This is a genomic window from Streptomyces sp. NPDC054783 (assembly GCF_053611725.1).
Map to the genome: position 1 here is coordinate 37,926 of NZ_JBSHAY010000037.1, position 18,935 is coordinate 56,860.

Here is an 18,935-nt window from a genome sequence, read left to right on the forward strand (position 1 = left end):
TCATCTGGGGCTGCGGGCGGCCGCGTCCAGATGGCGGCCGAGGCGGCGGACGAGCAGGGCCATCTCGTGGGCGAGCTGGCCGACATCGGTGCCGGCCTCGCTGAGGACGGCGAGCCGGCTGCCCTGCCCGGCCGGGGTGATGAAGAGGTAGGCGTCGTCGAGCATCACCATGGTCTGCCGCACCTCGCCCGCGCCGAACCGCTCCCCCGCCGAGCGGGCCAGGCCGTGGAAGCCGGAGCAGACGGCGGCCAGGTGCTCGATGTCGCGTCGGCGCATCCCGTCCGAGCTGCTGAGCGGGAGGCCGTCGGCGGTCAGCAGCACGGCCTGGCGGACATGCTCGGTGCGCGCCACGAGATCGTCCAGCAGCCAGCCCAGGTCCGTGCCGGGCGCCCCCGCGGGCGGGTCCTGCGGCTCCGGGGTCTGGTCGTCACCGTTCATGATCGGTGTCGGTCCCTTCGTCGGCGTGACTGGTCAGGGGGGCAGGGGCGGCGTCGGTGGGGGCGTGGTGGGGGGCGGCCTCAGGTGCGTGTGCCTGGTCAGGGGCGGGTGCGTGTGCCTGGTCAGGGGCGGGTGGGGCGGGTGCGGGTATGTGTGGTGCGTGGTCGGGCGCGGGTGCGTGGTCGGGCGCGGGTACGGGTGCGTGGGGGCTGGTCGCGCCGTTCCCCGCGCCCCTGCGGAGCTGCGGTTCCGTCGGCTTCGCGGTGCCGGAGCTGCGGGCGGTCGCGTCGGTCGCCGGCAGACCCTTGCGGCCGCGGTCGAGTCCGCGCTGGAAGGCGCCGAAGATCGCCCGCATCTCCTCGGCGTCGACCTCCCGCCCGGGTGCCGTGTCCGGCGGGGGCGGGTCTTCCCGCAACTCCCGGGCGAGGGAGGCCTGGCGGACCCGGGTGGGGAGGGCGGGGGCCTCCGGGGCGGGAGCCGACGTGTGTGCCGTTTCCTGGTCGGCCGACGGCTCCGGGGCGGTGGCGCTCGCCGGGTCGCCGGAAGGCCGGGGCCCGGGCCGCCTCCGTGTGGGCAGCGCACCCGCACCGGAAGCGGAACCGGCCCGCTTGCCCGACGGCGGCTCGGCCGCATCGGCGGACACCTCGGACCGCCCGATGGACGGCACCTCCCGCACGCCCGCGGACGCCCCGGACCGGCCTCCCGACGGCATGTCTCCCGCATCCGGACCGACGGCGGGCCGGCCCCTCGACGGCAGCTCCCCCACCCCGGCGGACACCCCGGACCGGCCTCCCGACGGCAAGTCCCCCGCATCCGGACCGACGGCGGGCCGGCCCCTCGACGGCAGCTCCCGTACGGTTGCGAGGCCGTCGGCGTGCCCGTGCCCGGGCAGCGTCCGGCTTTCCGGGGCACGCGCCCCGGGCCGCGCGTCCTCCGGCTCTCCGGTCTGCCGTACGACACTCCGCCCCGCCGCAGCGGGCTCGACAGGGCCGGCGGGGCCGGCGGGCTCTGGCTCCGCCAGCACCCTCTCCGGCAGCAGAATCACCGCCGTCGTGCCGCCGTACGGCGAGTCCCCGAGGCTCACCTCGATGCCGTGGTGGGCGGCGAGGCGGCCGACGACGTAGAGGCCGAGGCGGTCGTGGCGGGTGGGGTCGAAGGCGTCGGGGTCGGTGAGGGTGGCGCGGGCGTGGGTGCGTGCCTCGGCGTCGAGGCCCAGGCCCCGGTCGTCGATCTCGATCACGAACCCGCTGCCGACCCGCCCGGTGCGCAGGGTGACCTGGGTGTGCGGCGGTGAGAACGCCGTGGCGTTCTCCAGGAGTTCGGCGACGAGATGGACGACATCGGCGACCGCGTCCGCCGCGACGCCGATCTCCGGCATCGGCGGCACGACCACGCGCGCGTAGTCCTCGATCTCGCCGACGGCCGAGGCGACGACGTTCGCGACCGGCACGGGCCGGCGCCAGCGGCGGCCGGGCGCGGCGCCGGAGAGGATGATCAGGCTCTCCGCGTGCCGGCGCATGCGTGTGGTCAGGTGGTCGATGCGGAACAGCTCGCGCAGGACGTCGGGGTCCTCGGTGCGCCGTTCCAGGGTGTCGACGAGCTTCAACTGGCGGTGCACCAGCGCCTGGTTGCGCCGCGCGATGTTGAGCAGCACCGCGAACAGGCCGCGGCGCAGGGTGGCCTGTTTGACGGCGGCCTCGACGGCGGCGAGCCGCGCGGTGTTGAAGGACCGGCCGACCTGCCCGATCTCGTCGTCGCGCACCTCGTCGGCGGCCAGCGGCGGCGCCTCCGCCACCGCGTCGACCTCCTCGCCGGCGCTCAACCTCCGCATGACATCGGGCAGCTGGTGCTGGGTCAGGACGTCGGCCGCGTCCCGCAGGGTCTCCAGGCGCCGCGAGATGCGCCGCGCACCGCGTACCGCGAACCACAGCGACAGTCCCACGGCCGCGAGCCCCGTCACGCCGACGACGGCCGACTTGGTCAGCTCCCGGTAGGCGAAGGCCCGTCCGCGTGCCGCGGAGTTCTCGGCGGACTGCGTACACAGCTGCATGTACCGCTTCACGGCCCGGTCGGTGGTGGACCGCCAGGTGTCCGCCGCGACGGCCCGCCCGGCTCCCGTGGCCCCGGCCCGCAGCAGCGCGTCCTCGCCGCGCACCAGCGAGCCGTACAGGACCCCGCGCTGGAAGCCCTCGAACAGCGCGCGCGAGTCGGCGGGCAGGTCCGGCACGTACGTGCGCTGGAACACCCGCCGGTCCTCGATGGTCGCGGTCAGCGTGTCGTACTGCCCGTCGGTCAGGGTGCCGGCCCCCCGCGCCCCGGCGACCAGCGCGTCCTCCCGTGAGACGAATTCCCGTACCCGCACCAGCTCGCTGACGACCTGTGCCTCGCGGGCGAGCTGTCCGGCCTGCAGGGCGGTGAGCGTGGACTGCACGTCGAAGCCGGGCTCGACCAGCGCGCTGTACTCGCCGACGGCCCGGTCCCAGCTGATGTGCCGGGACAGCACCTGCGAGCGCAGCCCGTCCAGTTTCCCGGTCGCCGCGTCCATGGCGTCCAGCGCCTGCCGCTGCCGGGCCGTGAGCCGGCCGCGGTCGCCGTCCCGGATCGCCTGCCGCATGGCGTCCACGGCCCGGTCGGTACGGCGCTGCTGTTCGAGCAGCTGACCGGCCGTGGCCGTGTCGAGGCGGGCGCCCAGGTAGGCGGCGGACATCCGGCGCTCGATCTGGATCTGCCCGATCGCGGTGTCCACGGGGGTGCCGAAGTCCTCGTACACCCCCTGGAGCCGGATCAGCGCGCGCAGTTCGGAGGTGACGGACACCATCGCGAAGCTCCACAGCGCCATCAGCGCGACGGCCGGGGCGAGCGCGAGCGCCACGATCCGTGTACGGACGGTGGTGGGACGGCCGAGGGGCCAGCGCATGGAGTACCTGCCGGTGTTACCAGTCAGTAGCGGGCGTGGGCGCGGCACAACCTACGGGATGGTCACCCTGTACCGCAATGGTGACCTGCGGTAACCCGGAGTCACATCCTGGTCAGGGAGAACGTGGTGACGACCGCCGCGTGGTCGGAGGGCCAGTCGTTGTCCGCGACGTCCGGCCAGGGTCGCGGGCTGCCGGTGACGAGGGTCCTCGCGTCCCGCACCGCAAGGCCCCGGTGCAGGACGTAGTCGATCCGGTCCTGCGGCTCGGGTCGTCCGCTGCCGTCCTCGTGCACCGGATGGATCGGCGACCAGGTGTGGCCGGGCTCGGCGGCGGGGTCCGGGTGGGCCTCGCGGTAGGAGTCGGCGAAGCCCGCGTCCTCGGCGGCCCTCGTCACCGGCCAGGCCACGTCCGGCCAGTCCAGGTGGGAGGGGCAGTTGAAGTCGCCGACCAGGACGACCGGGACGCCGTCGCACGAGGACTCGGCGATACGCGCCAGCGCGTCCCGCATCTGGGCCAGCCGCAGCTCCTCGTGGGCGATCAGCTCCCGCGCCGGCAGCCCGTCGAAGGCGGACTCGTAGGGGCCGTACGGCGTGTAGTGCAGGTGCGCGGTCCAGACGTCCACCTCGCGGCCGGGGGCCACGGCGATCCGGACGCCCGCGGCGCCGTAGAAGCCGACGTCCGGGTCGCCGAAGCGGGCGGTGACGGGGTGGCGGCTGATGACACCGAGGTTCTCGCCGGCCCGGTGGTGGTGCCAGCCGAGCGCCTCGGCCAGTTCCTGGGCCGCGGTGCCGCCGGTCTCCTGGAGTCCGACGACGTCGGCGCCGCTCTCCAGGATCACCTTGAGCTGCTTGGCCCGGTGGTCGTCGACCTCGCTGCCGCCCAGCCACAGGTTCCAGCTCATCACCCGCAGCTCGGACGTCACCATGTGCCGCAGTTCCTCGACCGTGACCCCGCTGAGGCTGTCCCGTACGGTCCGGCCGGGCGCGGTGCCGATCGGTGCGAGGGACGGCACGGCGAGGACGGCGCACCCGGCGGCCTCGGCGGAGGCGACGCCGGTCTCGGTGTCCTCGACGGCCACGCAGGCGGCCGGTTCGACCCCGAGGGCCCGGCAGGCGGCCCGGTAGGGGTCGGGGGCCGGCTTGGTGCGGGCGGTGTCGTCGGCGGTGACGGAGGCCGCGAACCGGTCGGCGCCGAGGGCGTCGAGGACGACGTCGGCGACCGCCCGTGGGGACGCGGTGACCAGGGCGGCGGGGACGCCGACGGCGGCCAGCGCGTCCAGCAGGTCCAGCGCGCCGGGCCGGGGCACGATCCCGGTGCGGACGCGGTCGGCGAACTCGTGGTGCAGCTCGGCCGCGAGCTCCGCCTCCGGCCGGCCCGACTCCGTACCGAGCCAGGCGGCGGTGTGCTCGACCGGGCGGCCGAGCACGTCGGGCTGGTCGGCCTCGGTCAGCGGGCGCCCGGCGACCTGCTCGACCGCCTCCCACCACAGCCGCTCGGTGTCGACGAGCGTGCCGTCCATGTCGAACAGAACGGCCTGCAGCGGGCGTTGATGGGTGTGGGGGGTCACGTTCGGGAAATTCCTCACTTCTGGATACGTTCGGCCACGAGCACCGGCCGCTCGGGCAGCGACACGCCGACGGCGGTTCCGGCGCCGAGCCCGGTGGCCTCGTGGGCGGGCAGGTCGGCCTTGACCTCGGTGCCGTCGGCAAGCCGTACGGTGACCCGGACGACCGCGCCGAGGAAGGCGGTGGCGACGATCCGGGCGGTGCCCTGCTCGTCGGAGCGCACCTGTACGGCCTCGGGCCGCACCAGCACGTCCACCTCACCGTCGGGCACCTCGCCGTCGGCCGGCAGCCGCCGGCCGAGCACCTGGACCGTGCCGTCCTTGAGGTCGCCCGGTATCCGGCTCATGGTGCCGACGAACTCGGCGACGAAGGCGGTGGCGGGGCGGCCGTACAACTCGGCGGGTTCGGCGCACTGTTCGAGGCGGCCGGCGCGCATGACGGCGACCCGGTCGGCGACCGAGAGGGCCTCCTCCTGGTCGTGGGTGACGAACAGCGTCGTGATGCCGAGCTCCTGCTGGAGACGGCGGATCTCCTCGCGCAGGGTGAGCCGCACCTTGGCGTCCAGCGCGGACAGCGGCTCGTCGAGCAGGAGCACGCGCGGGCGCAGGGCCAGGGCGCGGGCCAGCGCGATGCGCTGCTGCTGGCCGCCGGAGAGCTGGTGCGGGTAGCGCTCGCCCTTGTCGGCGAGACCGACCAGCTCCAGCAACTCGGCGGCACGGGCCCGGCGCTCGGCCGTGCGGACGCCGCGCATGCGCAGCCCGAACGCGACGTTGTCCACGGCGTTCAGATGCGGGAAGAGGCTGTACGACTGGAAGACCATCCCGGCGTCGCGGCGGTGGGCCGGGACGTGTGTGACGTCCTCGCCGTCCACCAGGACGGCACCGGAGTCGGGGTGTTCGAAGCCGGCGAGCATGCGCAGCGCGGTGGTCTTGCCGCAGCCGGAGGGGCCGAGCAGGGCCAGGAACTCCCCCGGGCGGACGGTCAGGTCGAGCCCGTCGAGCGCGACGCTGGCCCCGAACTCCCGTCGCAGCGAACGGAATTCGACGGTGGCGGCCTTTTCCGCAACGGCCTTCTCGAGCGTGGTGGCGGTCATGGTGTGTGTCATCCCCGGGAGTCGGCGGTTCGGTTGCGTCCGCCGCCGGCACCGGCGAGCGCGAGGAGCAGGGCCCAGGTGACGAGCAGGCTGAGCACGGACACGGCGACGGACATCTGGGCCTGCTCGCCGCCGACGTTGTAGATCCACACGGCGAAGGGGGTGTAGCCGAGCAGGTGGGAGACCGTGAACTCGCCGAGTACCAGGGCCAGGGTGAGGAAGGACGCGTTCAGCAGGGCCCCGCGCAGGTTGGGCAGGACGGCCCGGACGAGTGCCTTGGGCCAGGAGGCGCCGCAGCTGCGGGCCGCCTCGACGAGGGTCCGCACGTCGATGGCGCGCAGGCCGGAGTCCAGGGCCCGGTAGACGAACGGCAGGGCCATCACGACGTAGGCGAGGACCAGAACGACGGGGAACTGGTCGTTCTGGATCACCACGAACGTCTCGAACAGCGGGGTGCGGGACAAATGCTCCGGGCCCCACTTGAGCACGGTGGCGATCCCGGCGACGAAGGCGATGGGCGGCACCACCAGCGGCAGCGAGCACACCACCTCCACCACCGGCCGCAGCCGGGGCGAGCCGAGCCGGAGCGCGACCACGGCGGGCACCATCAGCAGCAGCACGACAGCGATGGTGGCGACGGCCAGTTCCAGCGAGAGCAGCAGGCTGGAGAGGAAGCCGTCGGCGGACAGGATCCTGGTGTAGGCGTCGAAGGTGAGGCCCTGGCCGGGTACGTCGACCGTGAAGATCGCGGAGGCGGCGAGCGGCACCAGGAAGTACAGGGCGGCGAGGCCGAGGACGACCCACCGCCACAGGGTCAGGCGTCGAGCCATCGGGCACTCCGTCGCTGAAGGGGCAGGTACACGGCCATCACCAGGCCCGCCACCAGCACCATGTCCAGGCTGAGGGCGAGGGCGACGTTCTCCTGGCCGACCAGCACGTTGCCGGACAGGGCGTCGGCGATCTGCAGGGTGACCAGCGGGACCGCGCTGCCGACCATGGCGGCTGCGGTGGCGTAGGCGGCGAAGGCGCTGCCGAACAGCAGGACCAGGCCGCCGAGCAGCGAGGGCGCGAGCACGGGCAGGGCCACGTGCCGCCAGTACTGCACGCCGGTGGCGCCGTTGTTCAGCGCGGCCTCGCGCCACTGGGAGCGCAGGCCGTCCAGCGCCGGGGTGATGGTGAGGACCATGAGCGGGATGAGGAAGTACAGGTAGACGAGGACCAGGCCCCAGAAGCTGTACAGGTCCCAGCCGGCGTCCTTCAGGCCCAGGTGCACGGTGAGGACGCCCGCGTTGCCGAGGGTGGCGACGAAGGCGAAGGCCAGCGGGACGCCGCCGAAGTTGGCGAGCACGCCGGAGGCGGTCAGCACGGCCTCGCGCAGCCAGCGGGAGCGGGAGGAGACCACGGCCTGGGCGAGCGGCAGCCCGAGCAGGGCGCCGAGCGCGGCGGAGATCGCGGACAGCTTGACGCTGCCGAGCAGGGCGGTGAGGTACGGACCCTGCAGCGAGGCCGTCATGTTGGCGCCCGTGTAGGTGGTGGCGCCCGTGGTGGCGTCGTCGGCCGAGAAGGCGCCGTTCACGATGGCGACGGCGGGCAGGCCGAAGGCGATGGCGACGAAGACCAGCAGCGGTACGACCGCCAGCCAGCCGGGGGCGCGGCGCCGCCGCTTCGCCGAAGCGACGGGCGCCACGTCCGCGCGCGGGAGAGCGGCGGTCATCCGGAGACGGCCTTCCCCCAGCCCTGGGCGATGACCGTCTTGGCCTTGCTCTGCTGGGTCTCGGTCGGGAAGGACGGCGTGCCGGTGACCTTCGGGAGCTTGGCGGCGGCCGTCTTGTCGAGGGTGCCGGCCTTCTCCATGGCGGTCATCTGGGCCGGGCGGGCGTAGCCCTTGAGCCACAGGTTCTGGCCCTCGGTGCTGTACAGGTACTCCTGCCACAGGCGGGCGGCCGCGGGGTGCGGGGCGTCCTTGGTGATGGCCTGGGAGTAGTACTGGGCGTACTGGCCGTCGCTCGGGATGGTGACCTTCCAGTCGAGGCCCTTGGACTTGAACTCGTCGGCGTAACCGGCGTTCAGGTAGTCCCAGTCGATCGAGATCGGCGTCTCGCCCTTCTCGACGGTGGCCGGGGTGGACTCGACCGGCGTGTAGTTGCCGTTCTTCTTCAGCTTGGCGAAGAAGTCCAGGCCGGGCTGGATGTTGTCGAAGGAGCCGCCGTTCGCCAGGGCCGCCGCGTAGACGCCGCCGAAGGCCGAGCCGGACTTGGTGGGGTTGCCGTTGAGGGCGACCTGGCCCTTGTACTCGGGCTTGAGCAGGTCCTTGAAGCTGGCCGGGCAGTTCTTCACGCGCTTGGCGTCGCAGCCGATGGAGATGTAGCCGCCGTAGTCGTTGTACCAGCGGGCCTGCGGGTCCTTCTGGGCCTCGGGGATGTCGGCGTAGGTGGTGACCTTGTAGGGCGCGAGCAGGCCCTGCTGGGCGGCGCTGAGGGCGAAGGAGCTGCCGAGGTCGAGGACGTCGGGCGCGCGGTCCTGTCCCTTGCGGGTGGTGACGGCGTTGATCTCGTCCTGGCTGGTGCCGTCGGGGCTCTCGTCCTGGATCTTGATGCCGTACTTCTTCTGGAATCCGTCGATGAGGGCGCCGTAGTTGGCCCAGTCGCGGGGCACCGCGATGATGTGCAGCGTGCCCTCCTTCTTGGCCGCCTTGACCAGGGCGTCCATGCCGCCGAAGTCGGCCGCGGAGGTGGCGGTGGCGGCGCTCTTGCCGTCCTTGGTGGTGGTCGACGCCTTGTCGGGGGCGGCGCCGCAGGCGCTCAGCGCGAGCGCGGCGACGACGGCGAGGGAGCCGCCGAGGACGGCGTTTCTCGGCAGGGACACGGTCACGGTCTCTCCAGGGGGACGCATGAGGGTTGCGGAGAACTTGTCTGAACAAGTTGCGTCACAGTACGCCCGGTCACAGTGTCCTGTCTGTAAACGGGAGCGAAACTTTGAACCCTGCTTGGCTGCACAATCCAGACCGTTGCAGATCACGCTCAGGTCTCGATTAGGCTGGTCACGCTGTGCACAGCAACCTGAGCAGAGGGGAAGCATGACGGCGCGACACGAGGAGATCGCCGACGAGCTGCGGCGCGCGATCGACCGCGAGGAGTACACGGTCGGCAGCCGGCTGCCCTCGGAGTCGGAGCTCGCCGGGACATACGGCGTCTCACGCGGCACGGTCCGCCAGGCCGTCGCCACCCTGACCGCCGAGGGCCTGATCGGCTCCCGCCAGGGTGCCCGGCGCGTCGTGCTCGCCAGCCGCCGCAGCCAGAGCTTCGAGGAACTGCGCAGCTTCGCCCAGTGGGCCCGCGCGATGGGCCGCGAGGCCACGGGCCGGGTGGTGTCCCAGGAGTACCGCCCGGCGACCCACGAGGACGCCGTACGCCTCCAACTCCCCCTCGGCACACCGGTGTTGCACGTGCTCCGGGTGCGCGGCCTGGACGGCGAGCCGGTGCTGCTGGAGCGGACCGTGTACGCCGACTGGATCTCCCGGGCGGTCGAGTCGATCGAGCCGGGCTGTCCCTCGGTCACGCAGCGGCTGTACGACGACACGGGGCTGGTGTTCGCGTACGGGGAGCATGTGATCGACGCCGTCTCCGCCGGGGCGCAGGACGCCGAGTTGCTGGGGGTTCGCCGCACGAGTCCGCTGCTGCGGGTGCGGCGCGTGACGACGACGCGCGAAGGGCGGCCCGTGGAGTGGTCGGACGACCGCTACCGGTCGGACGCGGTGAGTTTCAGTGTGCGCAACTCGATCGACAACAACGCGCTGGCTCGCAAGACGGCGGAGTAGAGGCGCCCCGAAAGGGGCGCGGGGAACTGCGCGGCAGACCACGACGGACCCGCGGCCGGCACCCCACAGCGCGCCCCGAGGCGTGATCCGCCCCTACCCCGGCGCCCCGGAGGAGAAGCGGCGCAGCAACGGCGACAGCACCAGCACCGACTTGGTCCGCTCCACGAACGGCTCCCCGGCGATCCGCTCCAGCACTCGCTCGAAGTGCCGCATGTCGGAGGCGAAGACCTGGGCGATCGCGTCCGCGTCGCCGGTGACGGTCGACGCGGCCACGACCTCCTGATACCGCTCCAGACCCCGCTGGATGGTGTCCGGCGAGGTGTTCCGCCGGCAGTAGATCTCGATGTACCCCTCGGTCTCCCAGCCGAGCGCCGCCGGATCCACCCGCACGGTGAATCCGGTGATCGCTCCGGTGGCCCGCAGCCGGTCCACGCGCCGCTTCACAGCGGGCGCGGACAGGCCGACCATCTGCCCGATGTCCGCGTACGAGCGGCGGGCGTCCTCGGCGAGGGCGTGCACGATGCGTTCGTCGAGATCGTTCAGCACAGGGGGTGGTTCACTTCTTCGGTCCGGTCACTTCTCTGCCGTCACCGCGAGGTCGTCACCGGTCGCGAGACGGGAACGGCGGTAGCCGTATACGAAGTAGAACACGAGCCCGACGGCCATCCAGACACCGAACACGATCCAGGTGACGGTGGACAGGCTGCCCATCATCCACAGGCAGAACGCGAAGCCCAGCGCGGGCAGCACCGGCGACAGCGGGACCCGGAAGGAGCGGTGCATGGCCGGGCGGGTCCGGCGCAGCACCACGACGGCCACGTTGACCAGAGCGAAGGCGAAGAGCGTGCCGATGCTGGTGGCGTCCGCGAGCTGGCCCAGCGGGATCGCGGCCGCGAGGACACCGCAGAACACCGAGACGATGACCGTGTTGGCGCGCGGGGCGCCGGTCTTCGGGTGGACCCTGGCGAAGATCTTGGGCACCAGGCCGTCGCGGGACATGGCGAACAGGATGCGGGTCTGGCCGTAGAGCACGGTCAGGACGACGCTCGCGATGGCGATGACCGCGCAGAACGCGAGCAGCGTGCCCCAGAAGCTCTGCCCGGTGACGTCCGTCATGATCTGCGCGAGCGCGGCCTCGGAGTCCTTGAACTTCCGCCACGGCCAGGCACCCACGGCCACGGCCGCGACGAGGACGTACAGCGCCGTCACGATGACCAGGGACAGCATGATCGCGCGGGGCAGGTCGCGCTGGGCGTTCTTGGCCTCCTCACCGGCGGTGGAGGCGGCGTCGAAGCCGATGTACGAGAAGAACAGCGTGGCGCCGGCCGCGCTGACACCCGCCATGCCGAGCGGCATGAAGTGGGAGTAGTTGCCGGACTTGAAGCCCATGAAGCCGATGGCGCAGAAGAGGATCAGCGCGGCGATCTTCACGGACACCATGACGGTGTTGGCCCGCGCGGACTCCTTGGCGCCGCCGAGCAGGAACACCATGCCGAGGAGGACGACGATCAGGGCGGGCAGGTTGAAGATGCCGCCCTGGCCGGGCGGGGCCGACAGGACCGTCGGGATGGTCACGCCGATGGTGCCGTCCAGCAGCTCGTTCAGGTACTCGCCCCAGCCGACGGCCACGGCGGCGACCGAGACGCCGTACTCCAGCAGCAGGCACCAGCCGCAGACCCAGGCGATCAGTTCGCCCATCGTTGCGTATGCGTACGAGTACGAGGAGCCGGAGACCGGGATGGTGCCCGCCAGCTCGGCATAGGACAGGGCGGAGAACAGCGCGGTGAGGCCGGCGATCACGAAGGACAGGGTGACCGCCGGGCCCGCCTTGGGGACGGCCTCGCCGAGGACGACGAAGATGCCCGTGCCGAGGGTGGCACCGATGCTGATCATGGTCAGCTGCCACAGGCCGAGGGAGCGCCGGAGCGAGCCTCCCTCACCCTGGCCGCCCTCCGCGACCAGGCGTTCCACTGGCTTGCGCCGCATGAGGCGCGCGGCGAGGCCCCGGGCTGCGGGGGCGGTCGCTGTGCGGTCGTGCGGGGGTGCGCCTTGGTCGAGCACGCGCTGGCTCCTTCATGCTGCCGGTCATTGCGTTCGGGGACCGGCGGAGCCCTGCGAGGGCAGGGACCCACCGAGCGGGGTCCCCGCCACGCCACGTACAGACGAGCACCCTATGAGGCGGTCCTTCACGGGCGTAATGCAGCAACCATGCGCATCCCCGGATGATCATTGCGTTCATCGGACCGCGATGACAAATCGTTGCGCGCGGGCTGCCGACCGTTGCAGAGCGAGCCTCATATGCACCTTCGCCCCCACAAGTGAGTACCGGCCTTCCGGCCCCGTGGAGCCGAAACCTCCGGATACGCCGACGGCCCCCGCCCCTCCCTGACGCGGGAAGGACGGGGGCCGTCGCGGCGTGTTGCGCCGGTCAGTTCCAGCTGGCGTGCAGCGGCTTGCCCTCGGCGTAGCCCGCGGCGCTCTGGATGCCGACGATGGCCTTCTCGGCGAACTCCTCCAGGGAGGCGGCACCGGCGTAGGTGCACGAGGAGCGGACGCCCGCGATGATCGAGTCGATCAGGTCCTCGACGCCCGGGCGGGCCGGGTCGAGGAACATGCGCGAGGTGGAGATGCCCTCCTCGAACAGCGCCTTGCGGGCACGGTCGTACGCCGACTCCTCCGAGGTGCGGTTGCGCACCGCGCGCGCGGAGGCCATGCCGAAGGACTCCTTGTAGGCGCGCCCGTTGGCGTCGTGCTGGAGGTCGCCCGGCGACTCGTACGTACCCGCGAACCAGGAGCCGACCATCACGTTGGACGCACCGGCCGCCAGGGCCATGGCCACGTCGCGCGGGTGGCGGACACCGCCGTCGGCCCACACGTGCTTGCCGTACTTCTTCGCCTCGGCGGCGCACTCCAGCACCGCGGAGAACTGCGGCCGGCCCACGCCGGTCATCATCCGGGTGGTGCACATGGCGCCGGGGCCCACACCGACCTTGATGATGTCCGCGCCGGCGTCGATCAGGTCCTTCACGCCCTCGGCGGAGACGATGTTGCCCGCGACGATCGGCACCTGCGGGTCGAGGGCGCGCACCAGCTTGATGGCGCTGACCATCGACTCCTGGTGGCCGTGCGCGGTGTCGATGACGAGCGTGTCCACGCCGGCGTCGAGCAGCTGCTTGGCCTTGCCCGCCACATCGCCGTTGATGCCGACGGCGGCGGCGATGCGCAGCTTGCCCTGCGCGTCGACGGCCGGCGTGTACAGCGTGGCGCGCAGGGCGCCCTTGCGGGTCAGGATGCCGGCCAGCTTGCCGTCCTTGTCGACGGCCGGGGCGTAGCGGCGGTTGGCCGCGTCCAGCCGGTTGAACGCCTCGCGGGGGTCGATGTCCGCATCCAGGAGCAGCAGGTCCTTGGACATGACCACTTCGAGCTGGGTGAAGCGGTCGACGCCCGTGAGGTCCGCGTCGGTGACGACGCCGACGGGCCGCTGCTCCTCGTCCACGACCACACCGGCGTTGTGGGCGCGCTTCGGCAGCAGCGCCAGCGCGTCGGCGACGGTCTGGTGCGGGGCCAGCACGATCGGCGTGTCGAGCACCAGGTGGCGGCTCTTCACCCAGGAGACGACATCGGTGACGACGTCGATCGGGATGTCCTGCGGGATGACCACCAGACCGCCGCGGCGGGCCATCGTCTCGGCCATGCGGCGGCCGGCGATGGCGGTCATGTTGGCCACGACGAGCGGGATGGTGGTGCCCGTGCCGTCCGGCGAGGCGAGGTCCACGCCCTGACGCGAGCCCACCGCGGAGCGGCTCGGCACCATGAACACGTCGTCGTACGTCAGGTCGTACGCGGGCTGGATGTCATTGAGGAAACGCACGTGCTGCACATCCCAGTCGATCAGAGGTGACCCCCCGACGGGTGCGCCAGGGGGAAAGAGCACGTACTTCATTGTCCCATGTCGGCGCCGCTGTCACGCCCCCACGGAACATCCAGGGTGGGCGCCGATCACCTAGGAGGATCCTCCAAGGGCGAGGGCGACGGACAGGGCGGACGTGTGGTCCGCGGCCTCGGCGAACACCTCCTGCACGATCCGCCACTCGTCCGGCCGGGCCTCGGCGTACGGCCGCCAGTTCCGCACGACGATCAGCAGTCCCCGCTCGACCGCCCCCTCGGGCCACACGGTGTGGTCACCGAGGGAGTCGGCCAGGGCGTCCCAGTTGCGGCCGAACCAGCCGGGCAGTGTGAGGGCGCGTGCGGCGCGGTCCATGAGGCCGGCCTTGTCGGCGACACCGCCGAGGTCCAGCGTCAGCACGACCTCCGTCATCTCAGCACCGCCCGGAACGAGTTGTAGTGATCATCGGTGTAGTAGATCTCCCCGCCCTGACCCGTGACGATGCGCCGGGCCCCGCGATCGTGCGAGCCGGGCGTCCTGACCGTGTACTCGTGGTAATAGTCGCGCTGGTGCCTCGGCAGATGCCCCTCGAAATTCCCGAACACGACGCCGTCCCTGGCGTACGGGAACGGCCCGCCCCTGTCGATCAGCGCGAGCGTCCTGCGCGCCTCGGCCGGCAGCTGGGCCGCCCCGACCGTGCCCATGCCGTGCGCCCACGCCGGCACGGACACACTCGCGCCGGACGCCCGCACACCCGAACTCACTCCGGCACCGGAACCGGGATGCGAGCTCGCTCCGGACGAGCATCCCGCCAGCAGAACGGACACGACGAAGGCCAGCAGCCCCAGCAGCAGGCGGGCCGGTGTCCGGGTCCGCCCGCGGACCGACGCGCGGGCCCTTCCGCCGGCCGGCGTCCGGAACCGCCCGCGGGCCCAGGTGAGGGAACGTCGCGGCGTGGAGAACTCCCTCGCCGGGTGGGGGAGCGTCGCGGGCCGTCCGAGCGTGCGGGGCGGCGTCGAGGACGCCCCGGGCGTGGGGGGCGGTGCCACGGGCCGTCCGAGCGTGGGGGGCGGCGTCGAGAACTCCCTCGCCACGTGGGGAGGCGTCGCGGGCCGCCGAGGCGTGCGGGGCGGCGTGGGGAACGCCCCGGCCGCGTGGGGAGACGCCGCGGGCCGTCCGGAGCTGCCGCGCTGCGTCAAGAACTCCCCGGTCGTGTGGGGCGGCGTCGCGGGTCGTCCGGGCGTGCCGCCGGGGGCCGTCACGGGCTCTCCGGCCGCCTGGGGCGCCGTCGACGACCGTGCAGACGCGCGTGGCGCGGTTCCAGCCGTGCGGGACGACATAACGGGCCGTGCCAGCGTGCGGGGCGGCGCCGATGACCGGCCACGCGTGCGCCGTGGCCTCCCGGACTGTCCAGCCGTGCGGGGCGGCATCGGGGACCGTCCGGGCATGTCGGGCGGCGCCGACGGCCCTCCGGTGGCCCGGGGCTGTGTCAGGGGCCCTCTGGGCATGTGGGGGACGAACCGCGGCAACATGTCGTTGATGCTGCCACGGCCGTCCCGCTCCCAGGCTGCCGCGACCCGCCCGGGACGTGACACACCACGCCACGCCATGGGCAGCCGGTCCCCGCCCGCTCCCGCGCGACAGGCGGGCGGGTCGGCGGCCGGGGACGCGCTGACCGGCACCGGCCGCCGGGCAGGCCTCGACGGGCCACGACCCGCGCGCCCCGCCCACGGAACGCCATGAGAGCCGACGCAGTCTCCCGGCTCCCCGTGTGACCACCCTCTCGCTCGCGAACTCCCGCGCCCCCGCGGAGCCTTCAGTGCCCGTCGGGGTCCGCGCGGCCGAGCGTCGGCTTCGGCGTCGGCCCGGCCGTCATCAGGTAGTCCGCGGCGGACGTGTCCGTGACCAGGCTCGTGACCAGCCCCGACCGCAGCACCGCGTCGATCGCGGCCGCCTTGCGCTGACCGCCGGCGATCGCCACGACCTCCGGGATACGGCGCAGCTGGTCGGCCTTGACCGTGATGCACCGCTCCCCCAGGTCCCGCCCGATCCGGCGCCCCTCGGCGTCGAAGAGGTGCGCGGCCATCTCGGCGGCGACGCCGAGCGAGGCGTAGTGCGCCCGCTCCTCGTCGCTGAGCATGTCGTGCACGGTCGAGATACCCGGTTCCCAGGAGCCGATGGAGACGCAGGCGACCGTGACCTTGTCGAAGTACTCGAAGGCCCGGGCGATCCCGGTCTGGTTGCGCAGCGCGGCCGCGGTGGCCGCGTCCGGCAGCAGCATCGGCGCGTAGATGGGGTGGGCGTCGCCGCCCGACACCTGGGCGGCGCGCCGCACGGCCTCGACCGAGCCGCGCTCCGAGGTCCCGGCGTCGTACACGCCCGTCAGCTGCACCACCGTGCACGGCGGCAGCCGGTCGAGCGCCGCCGCCATGTGGATCGTGGACCGGCCCCAGGCCAGCCCGAGCACGTCCCCCTCGTTGACGAGCTCGCCGAGCAGGTCGGCGGCCACCTCACCGAGGTTCTCGGGGTCGGGGGTCTCCTCGGCCTCGGCCGGGGACTCGACCACGACGGCGTGCCGCAGGCCGTAGCGGGCGCGGAGCGCGTCGGAGCGCTCGGCGTCCAGCTCGGCCGGGACACGGATCTCGATGCGTACGAGATCCCGTTCGAGAGCCGTCTCCAGGACCCGCGCCACCTTGAAGCGGCTGACGCCGAACTCCTCGGCGATCTGGATCTTGGATTTGCCCTCGAGGTAGAAGCGGCGGGCCATGGCCGCCGCCTGCACCAGCTCAGCGGGTCCCATCCGCATGGCTGACCGGCCCGCCGACATACCCGACACGGCGATCTCCTCACTGCTGTTCACACTCTGGATTCGCCGTTCATCCTTGCAGATTCGGCGCGGCGGATCCGCCCTGAAGGGCGCCGTTCACTTAACCGTTCACGTACCTGTGGCTCAGTGGTCGCATGCCCAGGACGCCTTGGCGGTGGCCGACTCGCCCTGCGCGCGCAGGGCACGGACCGCCTCCTCGGGGTCCTTCGCCCCGTACACGGCCGAGCCTGCCACGAACACGTCCGCTCCCGCGTCCGCGCACCGCTCGATCGTCGAGGCCGAGACGCCGCCGTCCACCTGGAGCCACAGCTGCAGGCCGTGCTTGCTGATCAGCTCACGGGTGCGGCGGATCTTCGGCAGCATGATGTCGAGGAACGCCTGGCCGCCGAAGCCGGGCTCGACCGTCATGATCAGGAGCATGTCGAGCTCGGGGAGAAGGTCCTCGAACGGCTCGATCGGCGTCGCCGGCTTCAGTGCCATGGAGGCGCGGGCCCCCTTGGCACGGATCTCCCGGGCGAGCCGCACCGGGGCCGCGGCCGCCTCCACGTGGAACGTGACGGAGGAGGCCCCCGCCTCGACGTACTGGGGCGCCCAGCGGTCGGGGTCCTCGATCATCAGATGGCAGTCCAGCGGGGTGTCCGTGGCACGCGCCAGGGACTCCACGACCGGCACGCCGAGCGTGAGGTTCGGGACGAAGTGGTTGTCCATGACGTCGACGTGGAGCCAGTCGGCGCCCTGGACCGCCTTGGCCTCCTCCGCGAGGCGGGCGAAGTCGGCGGACAGGATGCTGGGGTTGATCTGCACGGCCATGCCCCAAGCCTCCCATGCCGCCGCGCTTGGCTGTAACGGCGGTCCATTGCGGTTGTGGTTCGTCCGCGGATTGGTGGGGGTTGCTCGCGCCCCGCGGCGGAGCCGCACATCGATACAGCCCCGCCCCGGCGGCGTTCAGGCCGTTCTGCGGATCAAGGCCAGGTACATCGCGTCCGTGCCGTGCAGGTGGGGCCAGAGCTGTACGTCCGGGCCGTCGCCCAGCGCGGGTACGCCAGGCAGCAGCGGACGGGCGTCGACCAGTTCCGCCTCCGGGTGCTGCTTGAGGACGTCGGCGACGACCGCGCGGGTCTCGGCCAGGTGCGGCGAGCAGGTCGCGTAGCCGACGACACCGCCGACCCGCACCGAGTCGAGCGCGGTGCGCAGCAGGGCGCGCTGGAGGGGCGCGAAGTTGTCCAGGTCCTCCGGACGCCGCCGCCAGCGGGCCTCGGGGCGCCGGCGCAGCGCGCCGAGCCCGGTGCACGGCACGTCCATCAGCACGCGGTCGAAGGTGCCTGGACGCCACGGCGGCCGGGTGCCGTCGGCGGCGATCACCTGGTACGGCCCCGGGTTGCCGGCCAGCGCCTTGGCTACGAGACCCGCCCGGTGCGGCTGCTTCTCGGAGGCGAGCAGTGTGGCCCCGCGCTCGGCGGCGAGCGCGGCCAGCAGCGCGGCCTTGCCGCCGGGCCCGGCGCACCCGTCCAGCCACATGCTGTCGGAGCCTTCGAGGGGCGCGTTGGCGAGCGCGAGGGCGACCAGTTGGCTGCCCTCGTCCTGTACTCCGGCCCGCCCCTCGTGCACGGCCTGCACGGCGCCCGGCTCCCCGCCCTCGGCCAGCCGCACGGCGTACGGGGACCAGCGCCCCGGTACGGCGGCGTCCTCGCGCAGCAGCTCCTCGGTGGTGGCCCGCCCCGGGCGCGCGACCAGGGTCACCTCGGGCCGTTCGTTGTCGGCCTCCAGCAGGTCCTCGATACCGGCGCGCCCGCCGCCGAGGGAGTCCCAGAGCGCGGAGACGACCCACCGGGGATGCGAGTGCACGACGGCGAGGTGATCCTCCGGGTCCTCGTCGTACGGCGGCGCGACCTTCTCCAGCCACCCGTCGAGGTCGTGCTGGGCCACCTTCCGCAGCACGGCGTTGACGAACTTGGCGCGCCCGTCGCCGAGAACGACCCGCGCGAGCTCCACGGAGGAGGAGACGGCGGCGTGCGTCGGGATCCGCGTCCCCAGCAGCTGGTGCACACCGAGGCTGAGCACGTCGAGCACCGGCGGGTCGACCTCGCGCAGCGGCCGGTCGACACAGGCGGCGATCACCGCGTCGTACGTCCCCTGCCGGCGCAGCGTGCCGTAGACCAGTTCGGTGGCGAGGGCGGCGTCCCGCGCGTCGAAGTCGCCCTGCCCGCGCGCCTTGCGGAGCAGCGGAGGCAGCACGAGGTTGGCGTACGCGTCCCGCTCGTCGACCGCGCGCAGGGCCTCGAAGGCCAGCATGCGGACGGGGTCCTTCTGCGGACGGCGGTAGGGCTTGGCGGGCCTGCGCGGCCGCCGGGACTGCTCGCTCACGAAAAAGGTGCTCCGGATGTGAAGAAG

16 protein-coding genes are annotated in these 18,935 nt (G+C 72.8%); 1 reads left to right on the forward strand and 15 read right to left on the reverse strand.

Annotation, left to right across the window (positions count from 1 at the left end; genetic code table 11):
- The 7 genes from ACWGJ5_RS39460 to ACWGJ5_RS39490 all read right to left on the reverse strand — a co-directional run bounded on the left by ACWGJ5_RS39460 (nucleotide 1) and on the right by ACWGJ5_RS39490 (nucleotide 8,885).
- The gene (locus tag ACWGJ5_RS39460) at nucleotides 1-438 is read right to left on the reverse strand and encodes a roadblock/LC7 domain-containing protein (protein WP_453314445.1); all 438 of its coding nucleotides are present in this window, start codon (nucleotides 436-438) and stop codon (nucleotides 1-3) included.
- Nucleotides 428-3,355 carry a nitrate- and nitrite sensing domain-containing protein gene (locus ACWGJ5_RS39465; RefSeq protein ID WP_453314446.1) on the reverse strand — a complete coding sequence of 976 codons (2,928 nt, stop codon included), beginning with the start codon at nucleotides 3,353-3,355 and terminating at the stop codon, nucleotides 428-430. Before ACWGJ5_RS39465 ends, ACWGJ5_RS39460 begins: the two co-directional genes overlap by 11 nt.
- Before the next feature lie 101 nt (nucleotides 3,356-3,456).
- Nucleotides 3,457-4,923: an HAD-IA family hydrolase gene (locus tag ACWGJ5_RS39470; RefSeq protein ID WP_453314447.1), complete on the reverse strand. Its 1,467-nt coding sequence runs from the start codon at nucleotides 4,921-4,923 to the stop codon at nucleotides 3,457-3,459.
- Between the two features lie 14 nt (nucleotides 4,924-4,937).
- Nucleotides 4,938-6,014 (reverse strand): ABC transporter ATP-binding protein, encoded by a 1,077-nt coding sequence (locus ACWGJ5_RS39475; RefSeq protein ID WP_453314448.1) that lies wholly within the window; start codon nucleotides 6,012-6,014, stop codon nucleotides 4,938-4,940.
- A gap of 8 nt (nucleotides 6,015-6,022) precedes the next feature.
- Nucleotides 6,023-6,844, reverse strand: coding sequence for an ABC transporter permease (locus ACWGJ5_RS39480; protein ID WP_453314449.1), 822 nt, complete (start codon nucleotides 6,842-6,844; stop codon nucleotides 6,023-6,025).
- On the reverse strand, nucleotides 6,829-7,728 hold the full coding sequence (locus tag ACWGJ5_RS39485; RefSeq protein WP_453314450.1) for an ABC transporter permease: 900 nt from the start codon (nucleotides 7,726-7,728) through the stop codon (nucleotides 6,829-6,831). Before ACWGJ5_RS39485 ends, ACWGJ5_RS39480 begins: the two co-directional genes overlap by 16 nt.
- On the reverse strand, nucleotides 7,725-8,885 hold the full coding sequence (locus tag ACWGJ5_RS39490; RefSeq protein WP_453314451.1) for an ABC transporter substrate-binding protein: 1,161 nt from the start codon (nucleotides 8,883-8,885) through the stop codon (nucleotides 7,725-7,727). The genes ACWGJ5_RS39485 and ACWGJ5_RS39490 overlap by 4 nt, the downstream gene beginning before the upstream one ends.
- A gap of 205 nt (nucleotides 8,886-9,090) precedes the next feature.
- Here ACWGJ5_RS39490 and ACWGJ5_RS39495 point away from each other — a divergent pair, with 205 nt between their 5' ends.
- Nucleotides 9,091-9,831: a GntR family transcriptional regulator gene (locus ACWGJ5_RS39495; RefSeq protein WP_453314452.1), complete on the forward strand. Its 741-nt coding sequence runs from the start codon at nucleotides 9,091-9,093 to the stop codon at nucleotides 9,829-9,831.
- A 93-nt stretch (nucleotides 9,832-9,924) separates the two neighbouring features.
- Here the strand turns inward: ACWGJ5_RS39495 and ACWGJ5_RS39500 are convergent, their stop codons facing one another.
- The 8 genes from ACWGJ5_RS39500 to ACWGJ5_RS39535 form a co-directional block, all read right to left on the reverse strand.
- Nucleotides 9,925-10,377, reverse strand: coding sequence for an Lrp/AsnC family transcriptional regulator (locus ACWGJ5_RS39500; RefSeq protein ID WP_031174468.1), 453 nt, complete (start codon nucleotides 10,375-10,377; stop codon nucleotides 9,925-9,927).
- Between the two features lie 27 nt (nucleotides 10,378-10,404).
- Nucleotides 10,405-11,892, reverse strand: a complete 1,488-nt coding sequence (locus ACWGJ5_RS39505; RefSeq protein ID WP_453314453.1) for an amino acid permease — start codon at nucleotides 11,890-11,892, stop codon at nucleotides 10,405-10,407.
- Nucleotides 11,893-12,259: 367 nt separating this feature from the next.
- Nucleotides 12,260-13,702 carry a GuaB1 family IMP dehydrogenase-related protein gene (locus tag ACWGJ5_RS39510; RefSeq protein ID WP_453314454.1) on the reverse strand — a complete coding sequence of 481 codons (1,443 nt, stop codon included), beginning with the start codon at nucleotides 13,700-13,702 and terminating at the stop codon, nucleotides 12,260-12,262.
- A gap of 132 nt (nucleotides 13,703-13,834) precedes the next feature.
- Nucleotides 13,835-14,149, reverse strand: a complete 315-nt coding sequence (locus ACWGJ5_RS39515; RefSeq protein ID WP_453314455.1) for a barstar family protein — start codon at nucleotides 14,147-14,149, stop codon at nucleotides 13,835-13,837.
- Nucleotides 14,146-14,571: a ribonuclease domain-containing protein gene (locus ACWGJ5_RS39520; RefSeq protein WP_453314473.1), complete on the reverse strand. Its 426-nt coding sequence runs from the start codon at nucleotides 14,569-14,571 to the stop codon at nucleotides 14,146-14,148. Before ACWGJ5_RS39520 ends, ACWGJ5_RS39515 begins: the two co-directional genes overlap by 4 nt.
- A gap of 962 nt (nucleotides 14,572-15,533) precedes the next feature.
- Entirely contained in the window at nucleotides 15,534-16,577 is a 1,044-nt protein-coding gene (locus tag ACWGJ5_RS39525; protein WP_069781990.1) for a sugar-binding transcriptional regulator, read from the reverse strand.
- A 90-nt stretch (nucleotides 16,578-16,667) separates the two neighbouring features.
- Nucleotides 16,668-17,354 carry a ribulose-phosphate 3-epimerase gene (gene rpe / locus ACWGJ5_RS39530; RefSeq protein WP_453314456.1) on the reverse strand — a complete coding sequence of 229 codons (687 nt, stop codon included), beginning with the start codon at nucleotides 17,352-17,354 and terminating at the stop codon, nucleotides 16,668-16,670.
- 135 nt (nucleotides 17,355-17,489) lie between these two features.
- Nucleotides 17,490-18,908, reverse strand: a complete 1,419-nt coding sequence (locus tag ACWGJ5_RS39535) for an RsmB/NOP family class I SAM-dependent RNA methyltransferase (protein ID WP_453314457.1) — start codon at nucleotides 18,906-18,908, stop codon at nucleotides 17,490-17,492.
- Nucleotides 18,909-18,935 lie beyond the last annotated feature (27 nt).

Excerpts from the sequence above, each read along its gene's own strand:
- ACWGJ5_RS39495 (WP_453314452.1), top strand. The coding sequence starts at position 9,091 with ATGACGGCGCGACACGAGGAGATCGCCGACGAGCTGCGGCGCGCGATC.
- ACWGJ5_RS39465 (WP_453314446.1), bottom strand. The coding sequence starts at position 3,355 with ATGCGCTGGCCCCTCGGCCGTCCCACCACCGTCCGTACACGGATCGTG.
- ACWGJ5_RS39460 (WP_453314445.1), bottom strand. The coding sequence starts at position 438 with ATGAACGGTGACGACCAGACCCCGGAGCCGCAGGACCCGCCCGCGGGG.
- ACWGJ5_RS39475 (WP_453314448.1), bottom strand. The coding sequence starts at position 6,014 with ATGACCGCCACCACGCTCGAGAAGGCCGTTGCGGAAAAGGCCGCCACC.
- ACWGJ5_RS39480 (WP_453314449.1), bottom strand. The coding sequence starts at position 6,844 with ATGGCTCGACGCCTGACCCTGTGGCGGTGGGTCGTCCTCGGCCTCGCC.
- rpe (WP_453314456.1), bottom strand. The coding sequence starts at position 17,354 with ATGGCCGTGCAGATCAACCCCAGCATCCTGTCCGCCGACTTCGCCCGC.
- ACWGJ5_RS39485 (WP_453314450.1), bottom strand. The coding sequence starts at position 7,728 with ATGACCGCCGCTCTCCCGCGCGCGGACGTGGCGCCCGTCGCTTCGGCG.
- ACWGJ5_RS39515 (WP_453314455.1), bottom strand. The coding sequence starts at position 14,149 with ATGACGGAGGTCGTGCTGACGCTGGACCTCGGCGGTGTCGCCGACAAG.